Origin of the sequence: Endozoicomonas sp. ALB091 (assembly GCF_049310265.1) — a bacterium.
Taxonomy (GTDB): domain Bacteria; phylum Pseudomonadota; class Gammaproteobacteria; order Pseudomonadales; family Endozoicomonadaceae; genus Endozoicomonas.
In genome coordinates, this window is the sequence record NZ_JBLYNQ010000001.1 from 641210 (window position 1) to 663605 (window position 22396).

Genomic DNA, 22396 nt, shown 5'->3' on the forward strand with positions numbered 1-22396 from the left:
TTCCTGCGTAAAGCGTGGTAACCGGGTCTTTTACATCTGACTTGAAGAAATAAAAACAAGTCACAGATTTATATCCTGATCACTCACTCTCTGGCCTGACACCCAATTGCACAAGATATCCATAAAGATCATCAATCACGTTTTGTAACTCTTGCGTCACCTTTTCAGGCGTTTTGGCAGATGGTTCTGTTGGCTGCTGTGTGGTCGCTGATGCTGTGGGGTTTTGGCCAATGGCCCTGAACTCTTGCTCCCATGGCGCACAAGAGCGATCACTATAATAACGAAGGTCTTGCATGCTCTGACTTTCGGCACTGACTTTTGCCGGTTGACAGTGTTGATTTGATAAGTGAGGGGAACTATACGGCCTGGGTTGACATGTCTGGATCTGTTGTTCTGCTATTTTCCCTTCAAAAAATAATGTTTTGTCTTTGACTCTTTCCACTGAATCTTCCGCTGCAGGATGTGTTGTCGATGGTTTCTGACGGACTGAAACTTCCGGATCTGAATGCCGGGAGGCTCGCAAAGACGCTAAAGATTTTGATGGATCATGATCTCCCCTGGTCTGACCATCCGGGAGCATTTTTTCCGGCTCTTCTCTTCGCAAACTCCTGTTTAATGCTTGTACTTCCGATTGGTTTTCTGTTGACGGTCGGTGATCAGGAAAAGTGGTTGAGTGGTCAACAGAGAAGGGTGTTGGTGACGATCGGTCCATGGAACAACCTTGTTAGGCAAATTTAAAGAAGTTACCCATGAAAGAGACATCAATCTGATCGTGGTGTTCATGCCGACGTGAGAATAATTTTGCTAAATTACCGATGGCTATTAACGACTCTAGTACATGGTTTCAATGTAATTGATGGGTTCCTTCGATCAATGACTCCCAAGCTCCGTTCGTCCTGAGCGGAGTCGAAGGGCGTAAACACCGTGCCTTGAATAAAGACTGTGCCAATCACCCTTCGTCCGTGCATCCTGAGCCGAGCCGAAGGGCGCTCAGGGTGAACGGAGATTGTACACATCAAACTTATTGAAATGATGTACCAGTCAATAGTCGCAGACTGGGACTATCTATAACGGTTTACCTGATCCCGTAATTCCATCGCTGCGTTCCTTGCGGCTTCAGCAAAGTCATCGCCACCACTGGCATAAATAATGCCACGGGATGAGTTCACAATAATTCCCTGGCCTTTGCTGTTCAGGCCATTTTTAACGGTTGCTTCCACATCGCCACCCTGAGCGCCAAGGCCCGGCACCAGGAACGTCATATCTCCGGTAATGTCCCGAATACGCTTTAGCTCCGTTGGGTTTGTGGCACCAACAACCAGCAGGATATTGTTATGCTTATTCCACTGCTCCTGACACATCCGGGCAATCACTTCATACAGCATGGCCGACTCACCATTGGCCTGGCGGACCGACAGGTTCTGAATAGCAGCAGCGCCGGGGTTTGAGGTGCGGCACAGAACTACCGTTCCCTTATCTGCATAGCCTGAGAATGGCTCTATGGTATCAATCCCCATATAGGGGTTTACGGTCACCGCATCGGCCTGATAACGCTCAAAGGCTTCAATGGCGTACTGGCTGGCAGTGCTGCCAATATCACCACGCTTGGAGTCGAGAATGACCGGGATAGCCGGATATTGAGTACGAATGTAATCAATGGTCATGGCCAGCTGATCTTCAGCACCATGGGCATGATAATAGGCCGCCTGGGGCTTATAACAGCAGACCAGGTCGGCGGTTGCATCAATGATGGCTTTATTGAATGCAAAGATGGACTTATCCATCGCCTGAATAGCGGCAGGAAAGCGCTCGGGTGAAGGGTCAAGGCCAACGCACAACAGTGTGTTGTTGTTCTCCATGGCAGCCTGAACCCGATCAAGAAACCCCATTGTTAACCTCAGCGTTAGGTAAAAAGTGCTGAGCGGGGAGTCTAGCAGTATCCGTTATCTTTATACATGCTTTGGTGGGGCTTAACCCGGATATTTCATAAACGTGCTCCCAATCTCGCTTGTCCTTTGCCGCTCTAAGGGAGTTTTGCTCAGTCGACCGTACTCCGCGGTACGGCGCTCCCTCACAAAATCCCTTAGAGCGACAAAGTCCGGCGCGAGATTCGGGGCAGTTTATGAAATATCCGGGTTAAAGCCATTACCCCATTTTCACATGCTTTGGATGTTCCCTGACCCGTTTAAGCCAGGCCATGATAAAAGGAAAATCGGTCAGACCATACCCGCCCTCCGGTGCAATATGCGTGTAGCCATACAGGCTGATATCAGCGATGGTCATCTGGTCACCAACCAGCCAGTCATGATGCTCCAGGTGCGTCTCCATTACCTGTAGTGCCTTGTAGCCACTGGCTTTCTTGGCCTGCAGAGCAGCCTCATGCTTTTTGGGTCTGCCAAGGAATTTCACGATAAACCTGGCCGTTGCAATATAAGGCTCGTGACTGTATTGCTCAAAAAACTGCCACTGGAGAACTTTTGCCCTGAGGAAAGGGTCTGAAGGGAGATAGTCAGTGCCGTCAGCCAGATAGTTCAGAATGGCATTGGACTCCCACAGGTAATTCCCGTCGGGTAATGCCATGACCGGAATCTTGCCATTGGGGTTCATGGCCAGAAACTCATCGGTATGCGTTCCGCCACCCAGAATATTGGTGTGCTCCCACTCACAGTCAATATCCAGGTGGCTCATCAGCAGCTTGATCTTGTAGCAGTTGCCGGACTGGGCATCTCCGTAAACTTTGTACACAGGCTTCCTCCTGTTTGCCAAAATTTTGTCCGATATTGGTACTCTTTATTCAAAGACGGTGCAAGTCTATTTTGTGGAAGAAGAATGGGTGCGACAAGCTTCCCTTTTGCTACATAGACAGTAAATGACATTGTTCATTTTCTATCTACAGTGAGCATTCAAATGCCACTCTCGATAGAATGCAGGCTTTCTATAAAATTCCAGGGTATATGGTAATGATCGATAGTGACGATTTGATGAGTGGTGAGGCCATCATCGAAATAGTTGAAAACCAGCTGGCAGAAAATAACCCACCAAGGGTAAAAGAGACCCTGATGAGGCTGATGCTGGAAGGTGTTGAGCGGGAAGAAGCCATTCAGTACATCGCCTGCGCCCTGTGTGTTGAGCTGCTGGATGTGGTTAATCATCAGACGGCGTTCAATGAACAGCGGTATAACACGAACCTGGATGCTCTGCCGGAAATGCCATGGGCTGAGGATCTTTAAGTAGTAGGGCAGTCTATTCTCGGTCAGCCTCCCGCAGAATTCTAACACCGCACGACTGCATGGATGCAGGAGCGAGCGCAGGAGCCGTTGCCGGGAGTGACTGATCATCTGGTCAGAAAATATGTTTTATTTGGTTAACTATTTAAGTGGGCCGCTACCCTGCCAACGGATTTAATGAAAGGAAAAGGGATCAGGATATAAATTGAACTATCAGTTAATTTGCTTGTCCAAAATTCAGCAAACTTAATTTTATTATTAAATTTGAATACGGCATTAAAAAAATTAAAAGCCAAAAAAGCCTCTAACTTCATAGAATTATATCAGAGAGAGTAACGAAAAGGAGTTTATCAATGGACACAGCTATTAATGTTGCTCAATCCAAAGATAGTGTTGATTTCGGCAATACAACCGCCAGATCATAAAAAGGAAAGAGCAGCCTCATTAGCTGGTCGCGATGTTTCTGTTCATGAAGAAAGTCGGCCCCAGCGCCAGAACCCCGTTGGTCCTGAAGAGCAATCCAGTCTTGCAAACTTTGAGATTCAAACGCATGATCCTCCAAAAACACCCGTCAATTCGGACCAGGACACCAGGGTGGCTAATCTGGAGGAACCATTTAACCCTCCTGTATCTCTGACATTCGAAGGCTCTATTAACTATTCTGTTGTCGGACGTCTGAATTTTAAAAAATTAATGCTCGTCGTCATCGATATTCACACAACCAAAGGAGCTTCTCATATTGGTTTTCATCCTGGAATGTCTTTAGACGGTACAGCGAACGCCAAGGTTGAAGTGTTAGAGGGAAACGAGAAAACGATCATTACGTTTATAGATGATTATGGATGTGAGTCGGCAAAACTCCATATTGGTAATGATTATTGGAAACATTATTCTCTTCCCGATCTGATTGATCAGTATAAAACCTACAAACTCATGTGAACAGGCATGAATGCATGAAAATTAACCTGCACGACATTTTTATACAGTCTACACTGCTGGTGCCGCTGTTAAACATGAGTCATGTTGTATGAATGAGTATTCATCCTTGCTGTTACACAGCATAGAACTGGCAAGGCAAAGTGCTGATCATGGCCAGCTGCCATTTTCAGCACTGCTTGCTCAGGAAGGACGTGTCGTCATAGAAGCGGGAAACACGTCCATTGCCGATAATGATGTAACCCGGCATTCAGTGATGAATCTGATTTCCAGGGCTCACCAGATACTCTCTCAGCATGAACTGGAACAGTGCACACTGTTCACAAATTCTGAGCCCTGCGCCATGTGTTCTGGCGCTATTTACTGGGCAGGCATCTCTAAAGTTGTATTTGGTTGCAGTGGCAAAACACTCCAGCAACTATCAGGACAGTCTATTGATATAGATTGCCATGAGATTTTTAAAGGCTGCCACCCGGCCATCAATGTTGTTGGCCCGATTGAAGAAGAGCGAGCCTCCGAACTGATCATGGAGTTCTGGCCGCACCCGTCATAAAAGTATTACTGCCTGTCTTTTGCTTATCATCCATAAGTTTTTATTATTCCTTCCGCCACAAAAAAACTCTGCTGATCTCAATCGGCTGACTTTTCCGGGTTAAGTGAGTTCGGGTGGTAATAATACTTATAAAATGGTAAAAATGTGCACGAATTCACATTTTTTACGGATTGGCTAAGGTTGCTTTGATCCACTGATGATGCCAAAACCGGATTTTTTCGTGCAACGGATAATTTGCCGTGCCCAGAGCCGTAGATTACCCGTCATCCAGCAGTAGCCACGTTTCAACTAACGACAAGAATTAAAGTGCATACAACCAACAAAGAAACCACTTATAACAATAAGCAGGCTTCTCTCTACCCATGGTTCTGGCATGCCCTTGCACCTTATTGGCGTGTCTACAGAGATGTGCTGCTGGCCAGTTTGCTGGTCAATCTCTTTGCCCTGGTATCCCCTCTGTTTGTCATGAATGTATACGACAGGGTTGTTCCTAACCAGGCATTTGAAACCCTGTGGATGCTGGCAACCGGCGTTGTCCTTGCGTTCTTTTTTGAGGGCGTTATTCGACTGATCCGATCCCGCTATATTGACCTGGCTGGACGACAGGTTGATCTCACCCTGTCTTCCCGCCTGATGGATCGCCTGTTAGGGCTGAAGCTATCCAGTCGCCCCGGCAGTGCGGGTAATCTTATGAATCAGCTGGCCGAGTTTGACAGCGTTCGCTCTTTTATTACCTCGACAACGGTCATGGCGTTCATCGATTTGCCGTTTGTTGTGCTGTTTCTTGGGCTGGTGGTCTGGCTGGGCGGCTGGCTGGTCATTATTCCGGTTGTTTGCATTGGTATTGCCCTGACTGTGGCCTGGCTGCTGAACAGGCCTCTTCAGTCCGTGATTGCCCGGCAGCAGGGGGCCTCAGCCCAGCGGCAGAACTTTTTAATGGAGCTGTTACTCGGGCTGATTTCGGTGAAGAGCTGTAATGTTGAAAGCCAGAATCAGAAGCAGTGGAGCCAAATGAACCGCGAGGTTGCCGATGCCTCGCTTAAAATACGTCATCTGCAGACCATTACCGGCCAGGTCACCACATTAATGCTTCAGCTGAACACCGTTGCACTGGTTATATCCGGTGTTTATCTCATCAGTGTGGGTGATCTTTCCATGGGCGGGTTAATCGCCATCATGATGATTTCCGGTCGTTGTGCTGCCCCTGTCTCACAGGTGATTGGTTTATTGAACCAGTATGAAAAAACAGTGCAGGCGCTGGATCATACCGGGCAGATCATGAACCTTCCCCAGGAGTATCCAGAGGAGCGCAAACTGCTCCGGCCTGATAGGTTTCAGGGGCATTTTTATATCAATAATATGTCGTTTGCTTACCCGAATGCTCCTGACCTGCTGAGTGATATAAATCTGCAGATTCCGGCGGGAACCAGGCTGGCCGTTCTCGGGCGGATGGGTTCTGGAAAAAGCACTTTCCTGCAACTGCTGATGGGGCTCCGGGAGCCTGGCAAAGGGTTGATTGGTGTCGATGGTATGGATCTTCGTCAGATTGATCCGAACTGGTTCCGTCGTCACGTAGGCTATGTTGGGCAACGCACCGAACTGTTTAACGCCTCATTACGTGACAACATCACTATGCACCGTGAAGGGATCAGCGACAGCGATATTGTGCGAGCACTGGAGCAGTCCGGTTTGCAGGACATAATCCAGGCAGGCAGTACAGGCCTGGATTTTATGGTGGGTGAGGGCGGACGGCATCTGTCCGGTGGTCAGGCTCAGGCTGTTGGCCTGGCACGGGCTCTGGTGACAAACCCGCTGGCCATTATTATGGATGAACCTTCCAGTGCCATGGACTCACAGGCGGAGGCGCGTTTTCGCCAGCTACTTCTGGAACTGAAAGAGACCACCGTCATACTGGTGACACACAAAATGAATCTGCTGGATGCGATGGACCATATTGTGGTGCTTGATCAGGGAAAAATCAGTGTCAGTGGCAGTACTAATGATGTGTTAAGGGGGGCGAACAAGGCTCAACACTCTGCACCGAAGACCGCAGAGGAGGTTGTGATTTGAAATGAGTGACCTCGCCAACCATCAAGGCTCTGACTGGCATGCTGCCAGCGAGGCGGAAATCAATAAAATCACCAGGGGAAGCCGTCCACTGATCATGACAGTTGCCCTCTGTCTTCTGACTTTTATCCTCTGGGCAGGCTGGTGTGAGCTGGATGAAATTACCCGTGGAGAAGGAAAAGTGATTCCTTCCAGCCAGGTGCAGAATGTCCAGAATATGGAAGGTGGTATTGTTGATGATATTCTGGTTTCTGAAGGCGAACTGGTGGAACAGGGGCAGGTGCTGATGGTGATGGACGACACCCGGTTTACCTCCACCCGCCAGGGCCAGCTGGCCAACCGTCATGCATTGATGGCCAGAAGGGCTCGTTTGCTGGCAGAAGTGGAAGGCGGAGAGCCGGTCATGCCTGAGTTGCTGACAGCAAACGTGCCGGTGCTTGCCGACCGGGAGAAGGAACTCTTTCATCATCGCCAGCTGGAACTGGCCAGTAGTATTGGTGTTTATCAACAACAGCTGACCCAGCAGAAGAAACAGACACTTGAGACAAAAGCGCAGCGAGAGATGCTGGCTCGCCGCTTTGCGTTGCTGGATGAAGAACTCCAGCTTGCCCGTGACCTGTCTGCAGAAGGCGCAGTGTCCAGAGTCGAAGTGCTCCGCCTTGAACGACAGGTCAGTGATACCCGGGGTGAAAAAATCATTGCCGAGAAAAATCTGGAGCGGATCGCTGCACAACAGGAAGAGACACAACAACGAATTAATGAGGCACGGCTGAACTTCGTCAATAAAGCGCGAGTAGAGTTAAACGAAACCCTTGCCCAATTGCATGAACTAACCGCAAAAGAAACCGCCGTCAGTGACCAGGTTGAACGTACCCGGGTCAAGGCACCAATGAAAGGCGTGGTAAAGCAGATTCTTGTCAACACCGAAGGCGGTGTTGTCCAGCCGGGTATGGTGATGATGGAACTCATCCCCGTAGACGACACTCTTGAGGTTGAAGCCAGAATCCGGCCACAGGATATTGCATTTCTGCACCCGGGCCAGAAAGCCACGGTTCGCTTTACCGCCTATGACTTTACTATCCACGGCGGTCTTGATGGAGAACTGACGCATATCAGTGCCGACACCATCACGGATGAACAGGGCGAAAGCTTTTATCTGGCCAGAATCAAAACCGACAAGAGCCACCTGGGCAATGAAGGTGATAACAGCCGCCCCGTTATCGTCGGAATGGTCGCCTCAGTAGATATTTTAACCGGCAAGAAAACACTCCTTGAGTACCTGTTAAAGCCGGTGTTGAGAGCCAGACAGCTGGCCTTCAGTGAACGATAAACATTTTGATCTGAAAATTACAACTGACACAGGGCCGGAGTTGCCCGGGAACAATAACAAGGAGCCAGTCGTGGACACTATTCAGGAAGCTACTGCCAGCAAATCTGCCGGATCCATTCACTTTGCCATTGGCAAGGTCGAGGCCATTACCCCTGACGGAACTCGTCGTGTACTTCAGGCTGGTGATGTCGTCTACCCAAACGAAACAGTCATAACCGGAGCCGACGGTTTTATTCATATCGACCTGTTTGATGGCCAGGTACTTGAACTGAGCAATAATGATGAGTTCAGTTTTACCGCCTTCTATCAGAATTTCCTGCCAGACGATGCAGAAATAGAAATAGAAGCGGAACAGTTTGAACTTCCGCCAGTCCCGGATGCTCCTCTACCCGCAACAGGCCAGCCGGATAGTCAGGTTAATTCAGGTTTTGGCAGCCAGACTATTCTCGATCTCAGCGGTATTCAGGTGGAACCGGAGGCGGGTTTTGATACTTCCGGGGTTCAGAGGGGGACTGAGGACAGTGAAAGCTTTGTTGCTGATGAACTATTAGACATTGATGAAAATGACGCCCCAATAATTACGAGTAATGGCGGCGGCGATAAAGCTGTAATCGAAGTTCTGGAAAATAGTAATACAGTGACCAAAGTTACAGCGATAGATGTCGATCAAAGCGGTCGTGATCTTATTTTCAGTATTTCAGGAGGGGCAGATTCTAGTTCTTTTGAGATTGAAGCTGATGGCACTCTCAGTTTCATAACAGAGCCAGACTTTGAAAGTGGTAAAATAAGCTATGAGGTTGAAGTTCAAGTTAGTGATGGATTCAGGGTCGATACTCAAGCCCTGACTGTAAATGTCGCACCGCAGAATGACAACTCCCCAAAGGCGGAGAATGACCGTTACCGCCTGGAAGAGGGTGGTGAGCTCAGTGGCCGCAACATCATCCGTGACAACGACACAGACAGTGACCTGCCAGCCGACACCCTGACCATCGCGAGTGTCAATGGCACCGTCTGGGCGGACCTGGTCGACAGTGATGACGCTACTTACACCGCCGCAGCGGGCTACAAAAAAGTTGCCACGGCCAACGGGGTTGTGTTCATCAAGGAAGACGGCACCACGCAGTACCGTCACGATGGCAGTGAAACCACCGGAGACAGCTTCAAATACACCATCACCGATGGCACCAACAGCTCGGGCGAGGCGACAGTCAGCTACGACGTTACCCCGGTGAACGACAACGCCCCGAAAGCGGAGAATGACCGTTACCGGCTGGACGAGGGCGGTGAGCTCAGTGGCCGCAACATCATCCGTGACAACGACACGGACAGTGACCTGCCAGCCGACACCCTGACCATCGCGAGTGTCAACGGCACCGTCTGGGCGGACCTGGCCGACAGTGATGACGCTACTTACACCGCCGCAGCGGGCTACAAAAAAGTTGCCACGGCCAACGGGGTTGTGTTCATCAGGGAAGACGGCACCACGCAGTACCGTCACGATGGCAGTGAAACCACCGGAGACAGCTTCAAATACACCATCACCGATGGCACCAACAGCTCGGGCGAGGCGACAGTCAGCTACGACGTTACCCCGGTGAACGACAACGCCCCGAAAGCGGAGAATGACCGTTACCGGCTGGAAGAGGGTGGTGAGCTCAGTGGCCGCAACATCATCCGTGACAACGACACAGACAGTGACCTGCCAGCCGACACCCTGACCATCGCGAGTGTCAACGGCACCGTCTGGGCGGACCTGGCCGACAGTGATGACGCTACTTACACCGCCGCAGCGGGCTACAAAAAAGTTGCCACGGCCAACGGGGTTGTGTTCATCAAGGAAGACGGCACCACGCAGTACCGTCACGATGGCAGTGAAACCACCGGAGACAGCTTCAAATACACCATCACCGATGGCACCAACAGCTCGGGCGAGGCGACAGTCAGCTACGACGTTACCCCGGTGAACGACAACGCCCCGAAAGCGGAGAATGACCGTTACCGGCTGGAAGAGGGTGGTGAGCTCAGTGGCCGCAACATCATCCGTGACAACGACACGGACAGTGACCTGCCAGCCGACACCCTGACCATCGCGAGTGTCAATGGCACCGTCTGGGCGGACCTGGCCGACAGTGATGACGCTACTTACACCGCCGCAGCGGGCTACAAAAAAGTCACCACGGCCAACGGGGTTGTGTTCATCAAGGAAGACGGCACCACGCAGTACCGTCACGATGGCAGTGAAACCACCGGAGACAGCTTCAAATACACCATCACCGATGGCACCAACAGCTCGGGCGAGGCGACAGTCAGCTACGACGTTACCCCGGTGAACGACAACGCCCCGAAAGCGGAGAATGACCGTTACCGGCTGGACGAGGGCGGTGAGCTCAGTGGCCGCAACATCATCCGTGACAACGACACGGACAGTGACCTGCCAGCCGACACCCTGACCATCGCGAGTGTCAATGGCACCGTCTGGGCGGACCTGGTCGACAGTGATGACGCTACTTACACCGCCGCAGCGGGCTACAAAAAAGTTGCCACGGCCAACGGGGTTGTGTTCATCAAGGAAGACGGCACCACGCAGTACCGTCACGATGGCAGTGAAACCACCGGAGACAGCTTCAAATACACCATCACCGATGGCACCAACAGCTCGGGCGAGGCGACAGTCAGCTACGACGTTACCCCGGTGAACGACAACGCCCCGAAAGCGGAGAATGACCGTTACCGGCTGGAAGAGGGTGGTGAGCTCAGTGGCCGCAACATCATCCGTGACAACGACACAGACAGTGACCTGCCAGCCGACACCCTGACCATCGCGAGTGTCAATGGCACCGTCTGGGCGGACCTGGTCGACAGTGATGACGCTACTTACACCGCCGCAGCGGGCTACAAAAAAGTTGCCACGGCCAACGGGGTTGTGTTCATCAAGGAAGACGGCACCACCCAGTACCGTCACGATGGCAGTGAAACCACAGGAGACAGCTTCAAATACACCATCACCGATGGCACCAACAGCTCGGGCGAGGCGACAGTCAGCTACGACGTTACCCCGGTGAACGACAACGCCCCGAAAGCGGAGAATGACCGTTACCGGCTGGACGAGGGTGGTGAGCTCAGTGGCCGCAACATCATCCGTGACAACGACACAGACAGTGACCTGCCAGCCGACACCCTGACCATCGCGAGTGTCAATGGCACCGTCTGGGCGGACCTGGTCGACAGTGATGACGCTACTTACACCGCCGCAGCGGGCTACAAAAAAGTTGCCACGGCCAACGGGGTTGTGTTCATCAAGGAAGACGGCACCACCCAGTACCGTCACGATGGCAGTGAAACCACAGGAGACAGCTTCAAATACACCATCACCGATGGCACCAACAGCTCGGGCGAGGCGACAGTCAGCTACGACGTTACCCCGGTGAACGACAACGCCCCGAAAGCGGAGAATGACCGTTACCGGCTGGACGAGGGTGGTGAGCTCAGTGGCCGCAACATCATCCGTGACAACGACACAGACAGTGACCTGCCAGCCGACACCCTGACCATCGCGAGTGTCAATGGCACCGTCTGGGCGGACCTGGTCGACAGTGATGACGCTACTTACACCGCCGCAGCGGGCTACAAAAAAGTTGCCACGGCCAACGGGGTTGTGTTCATCAAGGAAGACGGCACCACGCAGTACCGTCACGATGGCAGTGAAACCACCGGAGACAGCTTCAAATACACCATCACCGATGGCACCAACAGCTCGGGCGAGGCGACAGTCAGCTACGACGTTACCCCGGTGAACGACAACGCCCCGAAAGCGGAGAATGACCGTTACCGGCTGGACGAGGGCGGTGAGCTCAGTGGCCGCAACATCATCCGTGACAACGACACGGACAGTGACCTGCCAGCCGACACCCTGACCATCGCGAGTGTCAACGGCACCGTCTGGGCGGACCTGGCCGACAGTGATGACGCTACTTACACCGCCGCAGCGGGCTACAAAAAAGTTGCCACGGCCAACGGGGTTGTGTTCATCAAGGAAGACGGCACCACCCAGTACCGTCACGATGGCAGTGAAACCACCGGAGACAGCTTCAAATACACCATCACCGATGGCACCAACAGCTCGGGCGAGGCGACAGTCAGCTACGACGTTACCCCGGTGAACGACAACGCCCCGAAAGCGGAGAATGACCGTTACCGGCTGGACGAGGGCGGTGAGCTCAGTGGCCGCAACATCATCCGTGACAACGACACGGACAGTGACCTGCCAGCCGACACCCTGACCATCGCGAGTGTCAACGGCACCGTCTGGGCGGACCTGGCCGACAGTGATGACGCTACTTACACCGCCGCAGCGGGCTACAAAAAAGTTGCCACGGCCAACGGGGTTGTGTTCATCAGGGAAGACGGCACCACGCAGTACCGTCACGATGGCAGTGAAACCACCGGAGACAGCTTCAAATACACCATCACCGATGGCACCAACAGCTCGGGCGAGGCGACAGTCAGCTACGACGTTACCCCGGTGAACGACAACGCCCCGAAAGCGGAGAATGACCGTTACCGGCTGGAAGAGGGTGGTGAGCTCAGTGGCCGCAACATCATCCGTGACAACGACACAGACAGTGACCTGCCAGCCGACACCCTGACCATCGCGAGTGTCAACGGCACCGTCTGGGCGGACCTGGCCGACAGTGATGACGCTACTTACACCGCCGCAGCAGGCTACAAAAAAGTTGCCACGGCCAACGGGGTTGTGTTCATCAAGGAAGACGGCACCACGCAGTACCGTCACGATGGCAGTGAAACCAACGGAGACAGCTTCAAATACACCATCACCGATGGCACCAACAGCTCGGGCGAGGCGACAGTCAGCTACGACGTTACCCCGGTGAACGACAACGCCCCGAAAGCGGAGAATGACCGTTACCGGCTGGAAGAGGGTGGTGAGCTCAGTGGCCGCAACATCATCCGTGACAACGACACGGACAGTGACCTGCCAGCCGACACCCTGACCATCGCGAGTGTCAATGGCACCGTCTGGGCGGACCTGGCCGACAGTGATGACGCTACTTACACCGCCGCAGCGGGCTACAAAAAAGTCACCACGGCCAACGGGGTTGTGTTCATCAGGGAAGACGGCACCACGCAGTACCGTCACGATGGCAGTGAAACCACCGGAGACAGCTTCAAATACACCATCACCGATGGCACCAACAGCTCGGGCGAGGCGACAGTCAGCTACGACGTTACCCCGGTGAACGACAACGCCCCGAAAGCGGAGAATGACCGTTACCGGCTGGACGAGGGCGGTGAGCTCAGTGGCCGCAACATCATCCGTGACAACGACACGGACAGTGACCTGCCAGCCGACACCCTGACCATCGCGAGTGTCAATGGCACCGTGTGGGCGGACCTGGCCGACAGTGATGACGCTACTTACACCGCCGCAGCGGGCTACAAAAAAGTTGCCACGGCCAACGGGGTTGTGTTCATCAAGGAAGACGGCACCACCCAGTACCGTCACGATGGCAGTGAAACCACAGGAGACAGCTTCAAATACACCATCACCGATGGCACCAACAGCTCGGGCGAGGCGACAGTCAGCTACGACGTTACCCCGGTGAACGACAACGCCCCGAAAGCGGAGAATGACCGTTACCGGCTGGAAGAGGGTGGTGAGCTCAGTGGCCGCAACATCATCCGTGACAACGACACAGACAGTGACCTGCCAGCCGACACCCTGACCATCGCGAGTGTCAATGGCACCGTCTGGGCGGACCTGGTCGACAGTGATGACGCTACTTACACCGCCGCAGCGGGCTACAAAAAAGTTGCCACGGCCAACGGGGTTGTGTTCATCAAGGAAGACGGCACCACGCAGTACCGTCACGATGGCAGTGAAACCACCGGAGACAGCTTCAAATACACCATCACCGATGGCACCAACAGCTCGGGCGAGGCGACAGTCAGCTACGACGTTACCCCGGTGAACGACAACGCCCCGAAAGCGGAGAATGACCGTTACCGGCTGGACGAGGGTGGTGAGCTCAGTGGCCGCAACATCATCCGTGACAACGACACAGACAGTGACCTGCCAGCCGACACCCTGACCATCGCGAGTGTCAATGGCACCGTCTGGGCGGACCTGGTCGACAGTGATGACGCTACTTACACCGCCGCAGCGGGCTACAAAAAAGTTGCCACGGCCAACGGGGTTGTGTTCATCAAGGAAGACGGCACCACGCAGTACCGTCACGATGGCAGTGAAACCACCGGAGACAGCTTCAAATACACCATCACCGATGGCACCAACAGCTCGGGCGAGGCGACAGTCAGCTACGACGTTACCCCGGTGAACGACAACGCCCCGAAAGCGGAGAATGACCGTTACCGGCTGGACGAGGGCGGTGAGCTCAGTGGCCGCAACATCATCCGTGACAACGACACGGACAGTGACCTGCCAGCCGACACCCTGACCATCGCGAGTGTCAATGGCACCGTCTGGGCGGACCTGGCCGACAGTGATGACGCTACTTACACCGCCGCAGCGGGCTACAAAAAAGTTGCCACGGCCAACGGGGTTGTGTTCATCAAGGAAGACGGCACCACCCAGTACCGTCACGATGGCAGTGAAACCACCGGAGACAGCTTCAAATACACCATCACCGATGGCACCAACAGCTCGGGCGAGGCGACAGTCAGCTACGACGTTACCCCGGTGAACGACAACGCCCCGAAAGCGGAGAATGACCGTTACCGGCTGGACGAGGGCGGTGAGCTCAGTGGCCGCAACATCATCCGTGACAACGACACGGACAGTGACCTGCCAGCCGACACCCTGACCATCGCGAGTGTCAATGGCACCGTGTGGGCGGACCTGGCCGACAGTGATGACGCTACTTACACCGCCGCAGCGGGCTACAAAAAAGTTGCCACGGCCAACGGGGTTGTGTTCATCAGGGAAGACGGCACCACCCAGTACCGTCACGATGGCAGTGAAACCACAGGAGACAGCTTCAAATACACCATCACCGATGGCACCAACAGCTCGGGCGAGGCGACAGTCAGCTACGACGTTACCCCGGTGAACGACAACGCCCCGAAAGCGGAGAATGACCGTTACCGGCTGGAAGAGGGTGGTGAGCTCAGTGGCCGCAACATCATCCGTGACAACGACACAGACAGTGACCTGCCAGCCGACACCCTGACCATCGCGAGTGTCAACGGCACCGTCTGGGCGGACCTGGCCGACAGTGATGACGCTACTTACACCGCCGCAGCGGGCTACAAAAAAGTTGCCACGGCCAACGGGGTTGTGTTCATCAGGGAAGACGGCACCACGCAGTACCGTCACGATGGCAGTGAAACCACCGGAGACAGCTTCAAATACACCATCACCGATGGCACCAACAGCTCGGGCGAGGCGACAGTCAGCTACGACGTTACCCCGGTGAACGACAACGCCCCGAAAGCGGAGAATGACCGTTACCGGCTGGACGAGGGCGGTGAGCTCAGTGGCCGCAACATCATCCGTGACAACGACACGGACAGTGACCTGCCAGCCGACACCCTGACCATCGCGAGTGTCAATGGCACCGTCTGGGCGGACCTGGCCGACAGTGATGACGCTACTTACACCGCCGCAGCGGGCTACAAAAAAGTTGCCACGGCCAACGGGGTTGTGTTCATCAAGGAAGACGGCACCACCCAGTACCGTCACGATGGCAGTGAAACCAACGGAGACAGCTTCAAATACACCATCACCGATGGCACCAACAGCTCGGGCGAGGCGACAGTCAGCTACGACGTTACCCCGGTGAACGACAACGCCCCGAAAGCGGAGAATGACCGTTACCGGCTGGACGAGGGTGGTGAGCTCAGTGGCCGCAACATCATCCGTGACAACGACACGGACAGTGACCTGCCAGCCGACACCCTGACCATCGCGAGTGTCAATGGCACCGTCTGGGCGGACCTGGCCGACAGTGATGACGCTACTTACACCGCCGCAGCGGGCTACAAAAAAGTTGCCACGGCCAACGGGGTTGTGTTCATCAGGGAAGACGGCACCACGCAGTACCGTCACGATGGCAGTGAAACCAACGGAGACAGCTTCAAATACACCATCACCGATGGCACCAACAGCTCGGGCGAGGCGACAGTCAGCTACGACGTTACCCCGGTGAACGACAACGCCCCGAAAGCGGAGAATGACCGTTACCGGCTGGAAGAGGGTGGTGAGCTCAGTGGCCGCAACATCATCCGTGACAACGACACGGACAGTGACCTGCCAGCCGACACCCTGACCATCGCGAGTGTCAATGGCACCGTCTGGGCGGACCTGGCCGACAGTGATGACGCTACTTACACCGCCGCAGCGGGCTACAAAAAAGTCACCACGGCCAACGGGGTTGTGTTCATCAGGGAAGACGGCACCACGCAGTACCGTCACGATGGCAGTGAAACCACCGGAGACAGCTTCAAATACACCATCACCGATGGCACCAACAGCTCGGGCGAGGCGACGGTACAGATCGAGGTGACGCCGGTCAGTGATACAAGGCCGCAGGCGGTTGCCGACAGTATCACGGTGACTGAAGGTAGCACGGCCACGACCCTGGTGGGGGGCGCAACCAGCGTCAAGTCGAACGACACAGGCCTGACGGACACGCCGGTGAAGGTCAGCCTGGTGACGAACGTACAGCACGGTAGCCTGGTGCTGAACGAAGACGGCACCTTCAGTTACCAGCATGACGGCAGTGAGAACTTAGCCGACAGTTTCACCTACGAGATCACCGACAACGACGGGCAGACATCCCGAGCTACAGTACAGATTACTGTTGATACGATACCTGACGCTCCCAGTATTAATGCAAATACCAGAGGTACCAGCCTGTACACTGACTTTCAGGTTCCGGTTCCAGAGGTAGGGTATCGTATTGATGTCGAAGCTGACTCTTTAGGCTTTAAGACAGACAATGCAGGAGGTGATCTGGAAATTGGTAGAGAAGATTTTTATGGAGGAGAAAGTGATAAAAACCATGTTTTGGAGTTGAAAGCGGATCCCGGGGATAACAATATCTTTGTAGATATTGAATCTATATCTGGTGAAGTATTTCAGTTCACTTTCGACCATGCAGCACGTGAGGGCCAGGGTGGCTTTGAGTCCGCTATAGAAGTCTTGGTCTCTGATCTGGATTCAAACGGCAATGTCACTAAACAGACTACGATTACGACTATTACTCCGGGAAATCTCTTCGATCTTAAGACACACACCTTTTATTTTGTGGCTTCCGGTGAAAATACACGTTTCGAGCTAAAAGCTGCTGATGATGACTTTAGTGATACTACTGGCGCTATCATCGACAATATTCGAGTTGAGACTGTCGGTTACCAAGCAAGGTCCAGTATCCCGTTGAATGTTTCCGCTATGCCGGTAAACGTCAATGATAGTCTAATCGTTACTGTTTCAGATATTCCTGTGGGCGTTACCCTAACGGATGGGACTCGTTCGTTCACTGCTACGGAAGATTCCACTTCCATCGATATTAGTGACTGGACTCTTGCCAATATGGAGTTAAAACCAGCACCCGATTTTGTTGGAAATGTGTCTCTGACCTTTACGGCGGTTGCGCAGGATCAAGATGGTGATACCAGTTCGGAAAGCGTGCTTGATCTTAACTACACTGTTTTTCCGGATGTTCTTCCAGAGAATCGTAAAACAGGTACTCAAAATGCTGAGACATTGGATGGTGGTGAAAACAACGACGTCATTAATGGCGTTGCTGGTAATGACACCATAAATGGCAAGGGCGGAAACGATATACTCAGTGGTGATGAGGGGACCGACACGATTAATGGTGGTGCAGGTAAGGACTTTATCGATGGGGGTGAAGGAAACGATACACTGGCTGGCGGTGATGGCTCTGATCTGTTTATTTTCAAAATTGCAGACTTGCTGGATGGAGAAACTGTGCAGATGGATACCATCACCGATTTTGTTTTGGGCGACCCCCTGAGCGAAAACAGTGATGCGGATGTTCTGGATCTTTCTGGTCTTGTTGATTTTGGTGTTAAGGAAATTGTTAATCCAGAGACTCTTCAGGCGAAGGGAATTTCTGCAACTTACCAAAACGGCAAGGCATTTATCGAGTTTACAGCAGATACCCTTGATGCTGACGGAGACAAACTCACCATTGTTTTTGACAACACCACGGGCTGGAATGACCTGAATGAGTCCGGCAGTATTGATGGCAATGATGTACTTCAACAGCTGATTAACAACGGCCAGCTGATTGTTTAAATACGCAATAAAACTAACCATAATTTGAAGTGGAAAAGGAGCGCAAAAAGGATGTTTCCGACGTTTTTAAAAGTATCGATATTGTCTGCCGCAGTGTTAACCGCCAATACCCGGGCAGATACCTTGCTGGATTCCATCAACCAGACGCTGGCGACCAATCCGGAAATTCTGATCCGCACTACCGAAGCGGATGCCCGTATGGATGAAATTACCCAGGCTAAGGCCGGGTATCTGCCCAGTGTGGATCTTACGGCCGGGATTGGGTATGAGAACAGCCGTAACAGCACAACCATAGGTGCTTTTAATGCGGGCGATGCTGACAGTAAAGACCAGGACAGAACCCGCCGGGATGCCTCCCTGATTGCACGTCAAATGTTGTTTGATGGTTTTGCGGTTGGCAGTGAGGTGGATCGTCAGAAGGCGAGGCAGGCGTCCGCAGCCCAGGAGGTGTGTTCGGTAGCCGGTAATACGGCACTGCAGGTGACCCAGGCCTATATCAATGTCATGCGTCAGCAGTCCATTGTTGAGCTGATGCAGGCCAATTCTGCTGAACATGAACGTGTCGTTGAACTGATTGAAAAACAGGGGCGCAAAGGCCGCAGCAATGAGGCTGATGTGGCTCAGGCCCAGAGTCGTCTGGTGCTGGCCAGGGCCAATGAGATCAGTGCCGAGTCTGTACTTCGTGATGTAAAAACACAATACCAGCGTCTGGTGGGTAATCTCCCGGCTTCTTATACGTTGCCTGAAGTGCCATCAGGTACACCGGTTTCTCTGGAGGCAGCGTTAAAGTTGGGCACAGAAATTCATCCGGTGATGAAATTGGCCAGCGCAGATGTGCAAGCGGCCGAAGCTCAATATGAAGCGAGTAAGAGTGCCTTTATGCCCCGCCTGGAGCTGGAGGTGGGGGCCAACTGGGATACCGATGCCAATGGTGGTAAAGGGGATACCTATAGTCATGTAGCTAAACTGAATATGACGTATAACCTCTACAACGGCGGTGGTGATAAGGCTCGCCGCAGCCAGACCACCAAACTGGTGAATGAGGCGATGGAAGTGCGCAACCGGGCTCGTCGTCAGGTGGAGGAAGAGATTCGTCTGGCCTGGGTGGCGATTGATTATGGATCCCGGCGTTTGCGGCCGCTGGAAGAGCATGTGGTTCAGGCGAGCAAATCCAGAGAGCTTTATGACAAGCAGTTCCTGATTGGTAACCGTACGCTCATTGATCTGCTGGACAGTCAGAGTGAGTACACATCTGCCCGGCAGAGTGAAATCAATGCCCGTTATGATCTGCTGTTTAACCAGTTCCGCCTGTTGAATAGCACGGGTTCGTTGTTGACGGCAATGGACGCCAGCCTGCCCGTTGAGAATGATTGTGGTGTGAAAGTGGTTGCGACACGTTAAGTCGATAGTCAAGGGGGCAAGTGCCCCCATTTGGATTTAACCTTCTCCTTTCAGCTTACGCCTGAGAATGTTGTAAATTTCCTGTTGGTCCCTGCTGTGGACAAACCGAAGTGCTTCTCTCAGAGTTGGCAGACTGCCGGCAATCATCGGACAGTCCAACAGCTTTTCAAGCTTTTCCATATGCTGGATATCCGGGCGTACCTGTTTGACCGGTGTCTCTTTAATCTCGGCAGAACCCATCACCAGCTCGGCAAGACTGATCTGATGCAACAGGCTTTTAATGCTGAGAAGCGCGAAAGCAAGGTGCAGACGTGAATGAGGGAATGGGTTATTGAAGCCGTAGCAGATCATCCGGCTGTACATCTCAATCTGCACCAGTGTGCTGTCATGGCAGCCCAGCGGGTTATCTATACTATCCATACTGTGCAGGCCAACCATATCCTGGCTCAGATCCTGTATGGTTAACTCCTGCTGACCGAAAAATGGCCTGATCGATTCCATGGCGGTACTCCCCTGCAAGTCAATGTCAGTCATTTATACCATTGATTTTGCAGCAGATTGTCTAACAACTCCGCCAGTATGACTGACTTTTTGCGGGTGGCACCATTCACGGGACGTGATAGCCCATTGGCATCTGTTCATCGTATTGCAGCCAGACTTTATTCAGCCATGCCTCAGAGCCCAGCCAGTCAAGCACCCACTTCAGGCCCTGCCCCATGTTTTCCTGGTTCCAGGCCAGCAGACAGCCGTCATTATAATGCAGGTCTGGCACTTCTTTGCGAACCAGCAAGCCTGCTTCGATATAGGGTCTGGCAAAGTGGTTGGGCAGAATAGTGGCCCCCAGTCCTCTTAGCAGGCATTCAATAGCGGCTCTGAAACTGGGTACCAGAAGCACCTGCTGGTTTTCCAGCAGCAGGTTGTAGCCATGACGGAAAAAGCGCGAGGTATCCTGGATACAGATGGAGCGGTGCCCCTGAAGCTCTGCCATGGAAAGAGGCTCTTGTTGATCCGCCAGGGGGTGGTCTGGCGCAACCACAAAGTCCCAGGTCATATTACCCATTGAGCGCCAGGCAAAACGATCCTGGTTGAGAATGGCTTCCGGGATATCCTGGGGGGCACCAATCACAATCTGACAGCGGCCATGAAACAGGGAGTCCCAGGAACCGTTATAGACTTCGGTGTTGATCACCAGCTCGGTTTCCGGTCGAACTTCCTGCAGATCATTGATCAGGTCGTAGACCTTGCCCTGATTGACCACGTTATCCAGGGCGATACGCAGCTCCTTCTCCCATCCGGTAGCCAGTTGTCGTGTACTGTTTTCAAGCTCCTCCAGGTCGGCAAGCAGTTTATCGGTATGTTCGATAAAGTGTACACCGGCGGGTGTCAATTCAACGCGTTTGCTATCACGCAGAAACAGCTGTACGCCCAGGCGGTCTTCCAGTTTCCGAACGGTATAGCTGATTGCCGAGGGCACTTTATGCAGATGCCTGGCGGCAGCTGTAAAGTTACGAAAATGGGCAACTGCCCGAACAATCTGTAGCGTTTCCGTTGGGATCATAGAAGGCGACAATGAGTTGAGTAAATAAGGCTGGCAATAATACCTGATCGGCGTTGTTTCTATTCAGATTTTTTCACTACAAATTTCATAAAAGAAAATGGTTTAGATTACTGGTTGGTATACTATTGAATCAGGCTCCACTGGCTAATGAATGGAACTGAGGCTTCCCGTTCATTGCTACTCTCAACTACCCGTCAATGCCCATTTATCCAGAGGGGTTGCCCCATGACTGATCTTAATGCCCGTAGCCGTCAGGCTGTGCAATTGATGGATCTTACTTCCCTGAATGACGATGATACCCCGGAGAAAATCATTGCTCTGTGCCATCAGGCTCATACCGAAGCCGGAAACACGGCTGCTGTCTGTATCTACCCCCGTTTCATCCCTCTTGCCCGTAAAACACTGAACGCCCTCGGCCTGAACGACGTTGCTATTGCCACGGTCACCAACTTTCCTGCCGGTGATGATGATATTGAAATCGCTGTTGCAGAGACCAGGGCTGCGATTGCCTATGGTGCTGATGAAGTTGACGTGGTATTCCCATACCGGGCGCTGATGGCGGGCAACGAAGAAGTCGGTGCGGAGCTGGTTCGCCGCTGCAAAGATGTTTGCAGTGTTGACGACAGTGGCCAAAAACAGGTCCTGCTGAAAGTGATTATTGAAACCGGTGAGCTGAAGGACCCTGCCCTGATTCGTAAGGCCAGCGACATCGCCATTGCGGCCGGTGCTGATTTTATTAAAACCTCGACTGGCAAGGTGCCGGTCAATGCGACACCAGAATCTGCACGGATCATGCTGGAAGCCATCCGCGACAGTGGCAACACACAGGTTGGTTTCAAGCCTGCCGGTGGTATCAGAACCGCAGAAGACGCAGCATTACACCTGGACATGGCGGATGAAATTATGGGCGATGGCTGGGTAAACTCGCGTCACTACCGGTTTGGTACCAGCAGTCTGCTGGGGAATCTGTTGATTGCCCTGGGCCTGAAACAGGGTGAAGCCAGCAAAGAAGGGTACTGAT

Annotated in this window: 13 protein-coding genes; 8 read left to right on the plus strand and 5 right to left on the minus strand. The window is 53.0% G+C overall.

Features of this window, described 5'->3' with window-relative positions; all coding sequences use genetic code 11:
• Window positions 1-79: 79 nt before the first annotated feature.
• From ACO6UX_RS02785 to ACO6UX_RS02795, 3 genes are all read right to left on the minus strand, one after another.
• Window positions 80-712 carry a hypothetical protein gene (locus ACO6UX_RS02785; RefSeq protein WP_422444634.1) on the minus strand — a complete coding sequence of 211 codons (633 nt, stop codon included), beginning with the start codon at window positions 710-712 and terminating at the stop codon, window positions 80-82.
• Between the two features lie 349 nt (window positions 713-1061).
• On the minus strand, window positions 1062-1889 hold the full coding sequence (gene pyrF, locus ACO6UX_RS02790; protein WP_422444636.1) for an orotidine-5'-phosphate decarboxylase: 828 nt from the start codon (window positions 1887-1889) through the stop codon (window positions 1062-1064).
• 256 nt (window positions 1890-2145) lie between these two features.
• A complete protein-coding gene (locus ACO6UX_RS02795) occupies window positions 2146-2745 on the minus strand; it encodes a glutathione S-transferase family protein (protein WP_422444638.1) in 600 nt (199 codons plus the stop codon).
• A 215-nt stretch (window positions 2746-2960) separates the two neighbouring features.
• Between ACO6UX_RS02795 and ACO6UX_RS02800 the strand changes: the two genes are divergently transcribed.
• The 7 genes from ACO6UX_RS02800 (at window position 2961) to ACO6UX_RS02830 (ending at window position 19817) form a co-directional block, all read left to right on the plus strand.
• Window positions 2961-3230, plus strand: coding sequence for a hypothetical protein (locus ACO6UX_RS02800; RefSeq protein WP_206679410.1), 270 nt, complete (start codon window positions 2961-2963; stop codon window positions 3228-3230).
• 366 nt (window positions 3231-3596) lie between these two features.
• Window positions 3597-4166: a hypothetical protein gene (locus ACO6UX_RS02805; protein WP_422444640.1), complete on the plus strand. Its 570-nt coding sequence runs from the start codon at window positions 3597-3599 to the stop codon at window positions 4164-4166.
• 88 nt (window positions 4167-4254) lie between these two features.
• The gene (locus tag ACO6UX_RS02810; RefSeq protein ID WP_422444642.1) at window positions 4255-4716 is read left to right on the plus strand and encodes a nucleoside deaminase; all 462 of its coding nucleotides are present in this window, start codon (window positions 4255-4257) and stop codon (window positions 4714-4716) included.
• A gap of 306 nt (window positions 4717-5022) precedes the next feature.
• On the plus strand, window positions 5023-6786 hold the full coding sequence (locus tag ACO6UX_RS02815; protein ID WP_422444644.1) for a type I secretion system permease/ATPase: 1764 nt from the start codon (window positions 5023-5025) through the stop codon (window positions 6784-6786).
• Window position 6787: 1 nt separating this feature from the next.
• Complete coding sequence (locus ACO6UX_RS02820; protein WP_422444646.1) at window positions 6788-8113, plus strand: HlyD family type I secretion periplasmic adaptor subunit; 1326 nt, start codon at window positions 6788-6790, stop codon at window positions 8111-8113.
• A gap of 70 nt (window positions 8114-8183) precedes the next feature.
• On the plus strand, window positions 8184-18416 hold the full coding sequence (locus ACO6UX_RS02825) for an Ig-like domain-containing protein (protein WP_422444648.1): 10233 nt from the start codon (window positions 8184-8186) through the stop codon (window positions 18414-18416).
• 51 nt (window positions 18417-18467) lie between these two features.
• A complete protein-coding gene (locus ACO6UX_RS02830) occupies window positions 18468-19817 on the plus strand; it encodes a TolC family outer membrane protein (RefSeq protein ID WP_422444650.1) in 1350 nt (449 codons plus the stop codon).
• A gap of 36 nt (window positions 19818-19853) precedes the next feature.
• Here the strand turns inward: ACO6UX_RS02830 and ACO6UX_RS02835 are convergent, their stop codons facing one another.
• Complete coding sequence (locus ACO6UX_RS02835) at window positions 19854-20351, minus strand: hypothetical protein (protein WP_422444652.1); 498 nt, start codon at window positions 20349-20351, stop codon at window positions 19854-19856.
• A 73-nt stretch (window positions 20352-20424) separates the two neighbouring features.
• Entirely contained in the window at window positions 20425-21375 is a 951-nt protein-coding gene (locus ACO6UX_RS02840) for a LysR substrate-binding domain-containing protein (RefSeq protein ID WP_422444654.1), read from the minus strand.
• A gap of 225 nt (window positions 21376-21600) precedes the next feature.
• On the opposite strand from ACO6UX_RS02840, the gene deoC reads away from it, so the two are divergent.
• Window positions 21601-22395 carry a deoxyribose-phosphate aldolase gene (deoC, locus tag ACO6UX_RS02845; RefSeq protein WP_422444656.1) on the plus strand — a complete coding sequence of 265 codons (795 nt, stop codon included), beginning with the start codon at window positions 21601-21603 and terminating at the stop codon, window positions 22393-22395.
• The last annotated feature ends 1 nt before the right edge of the window (window position 22396 follow it).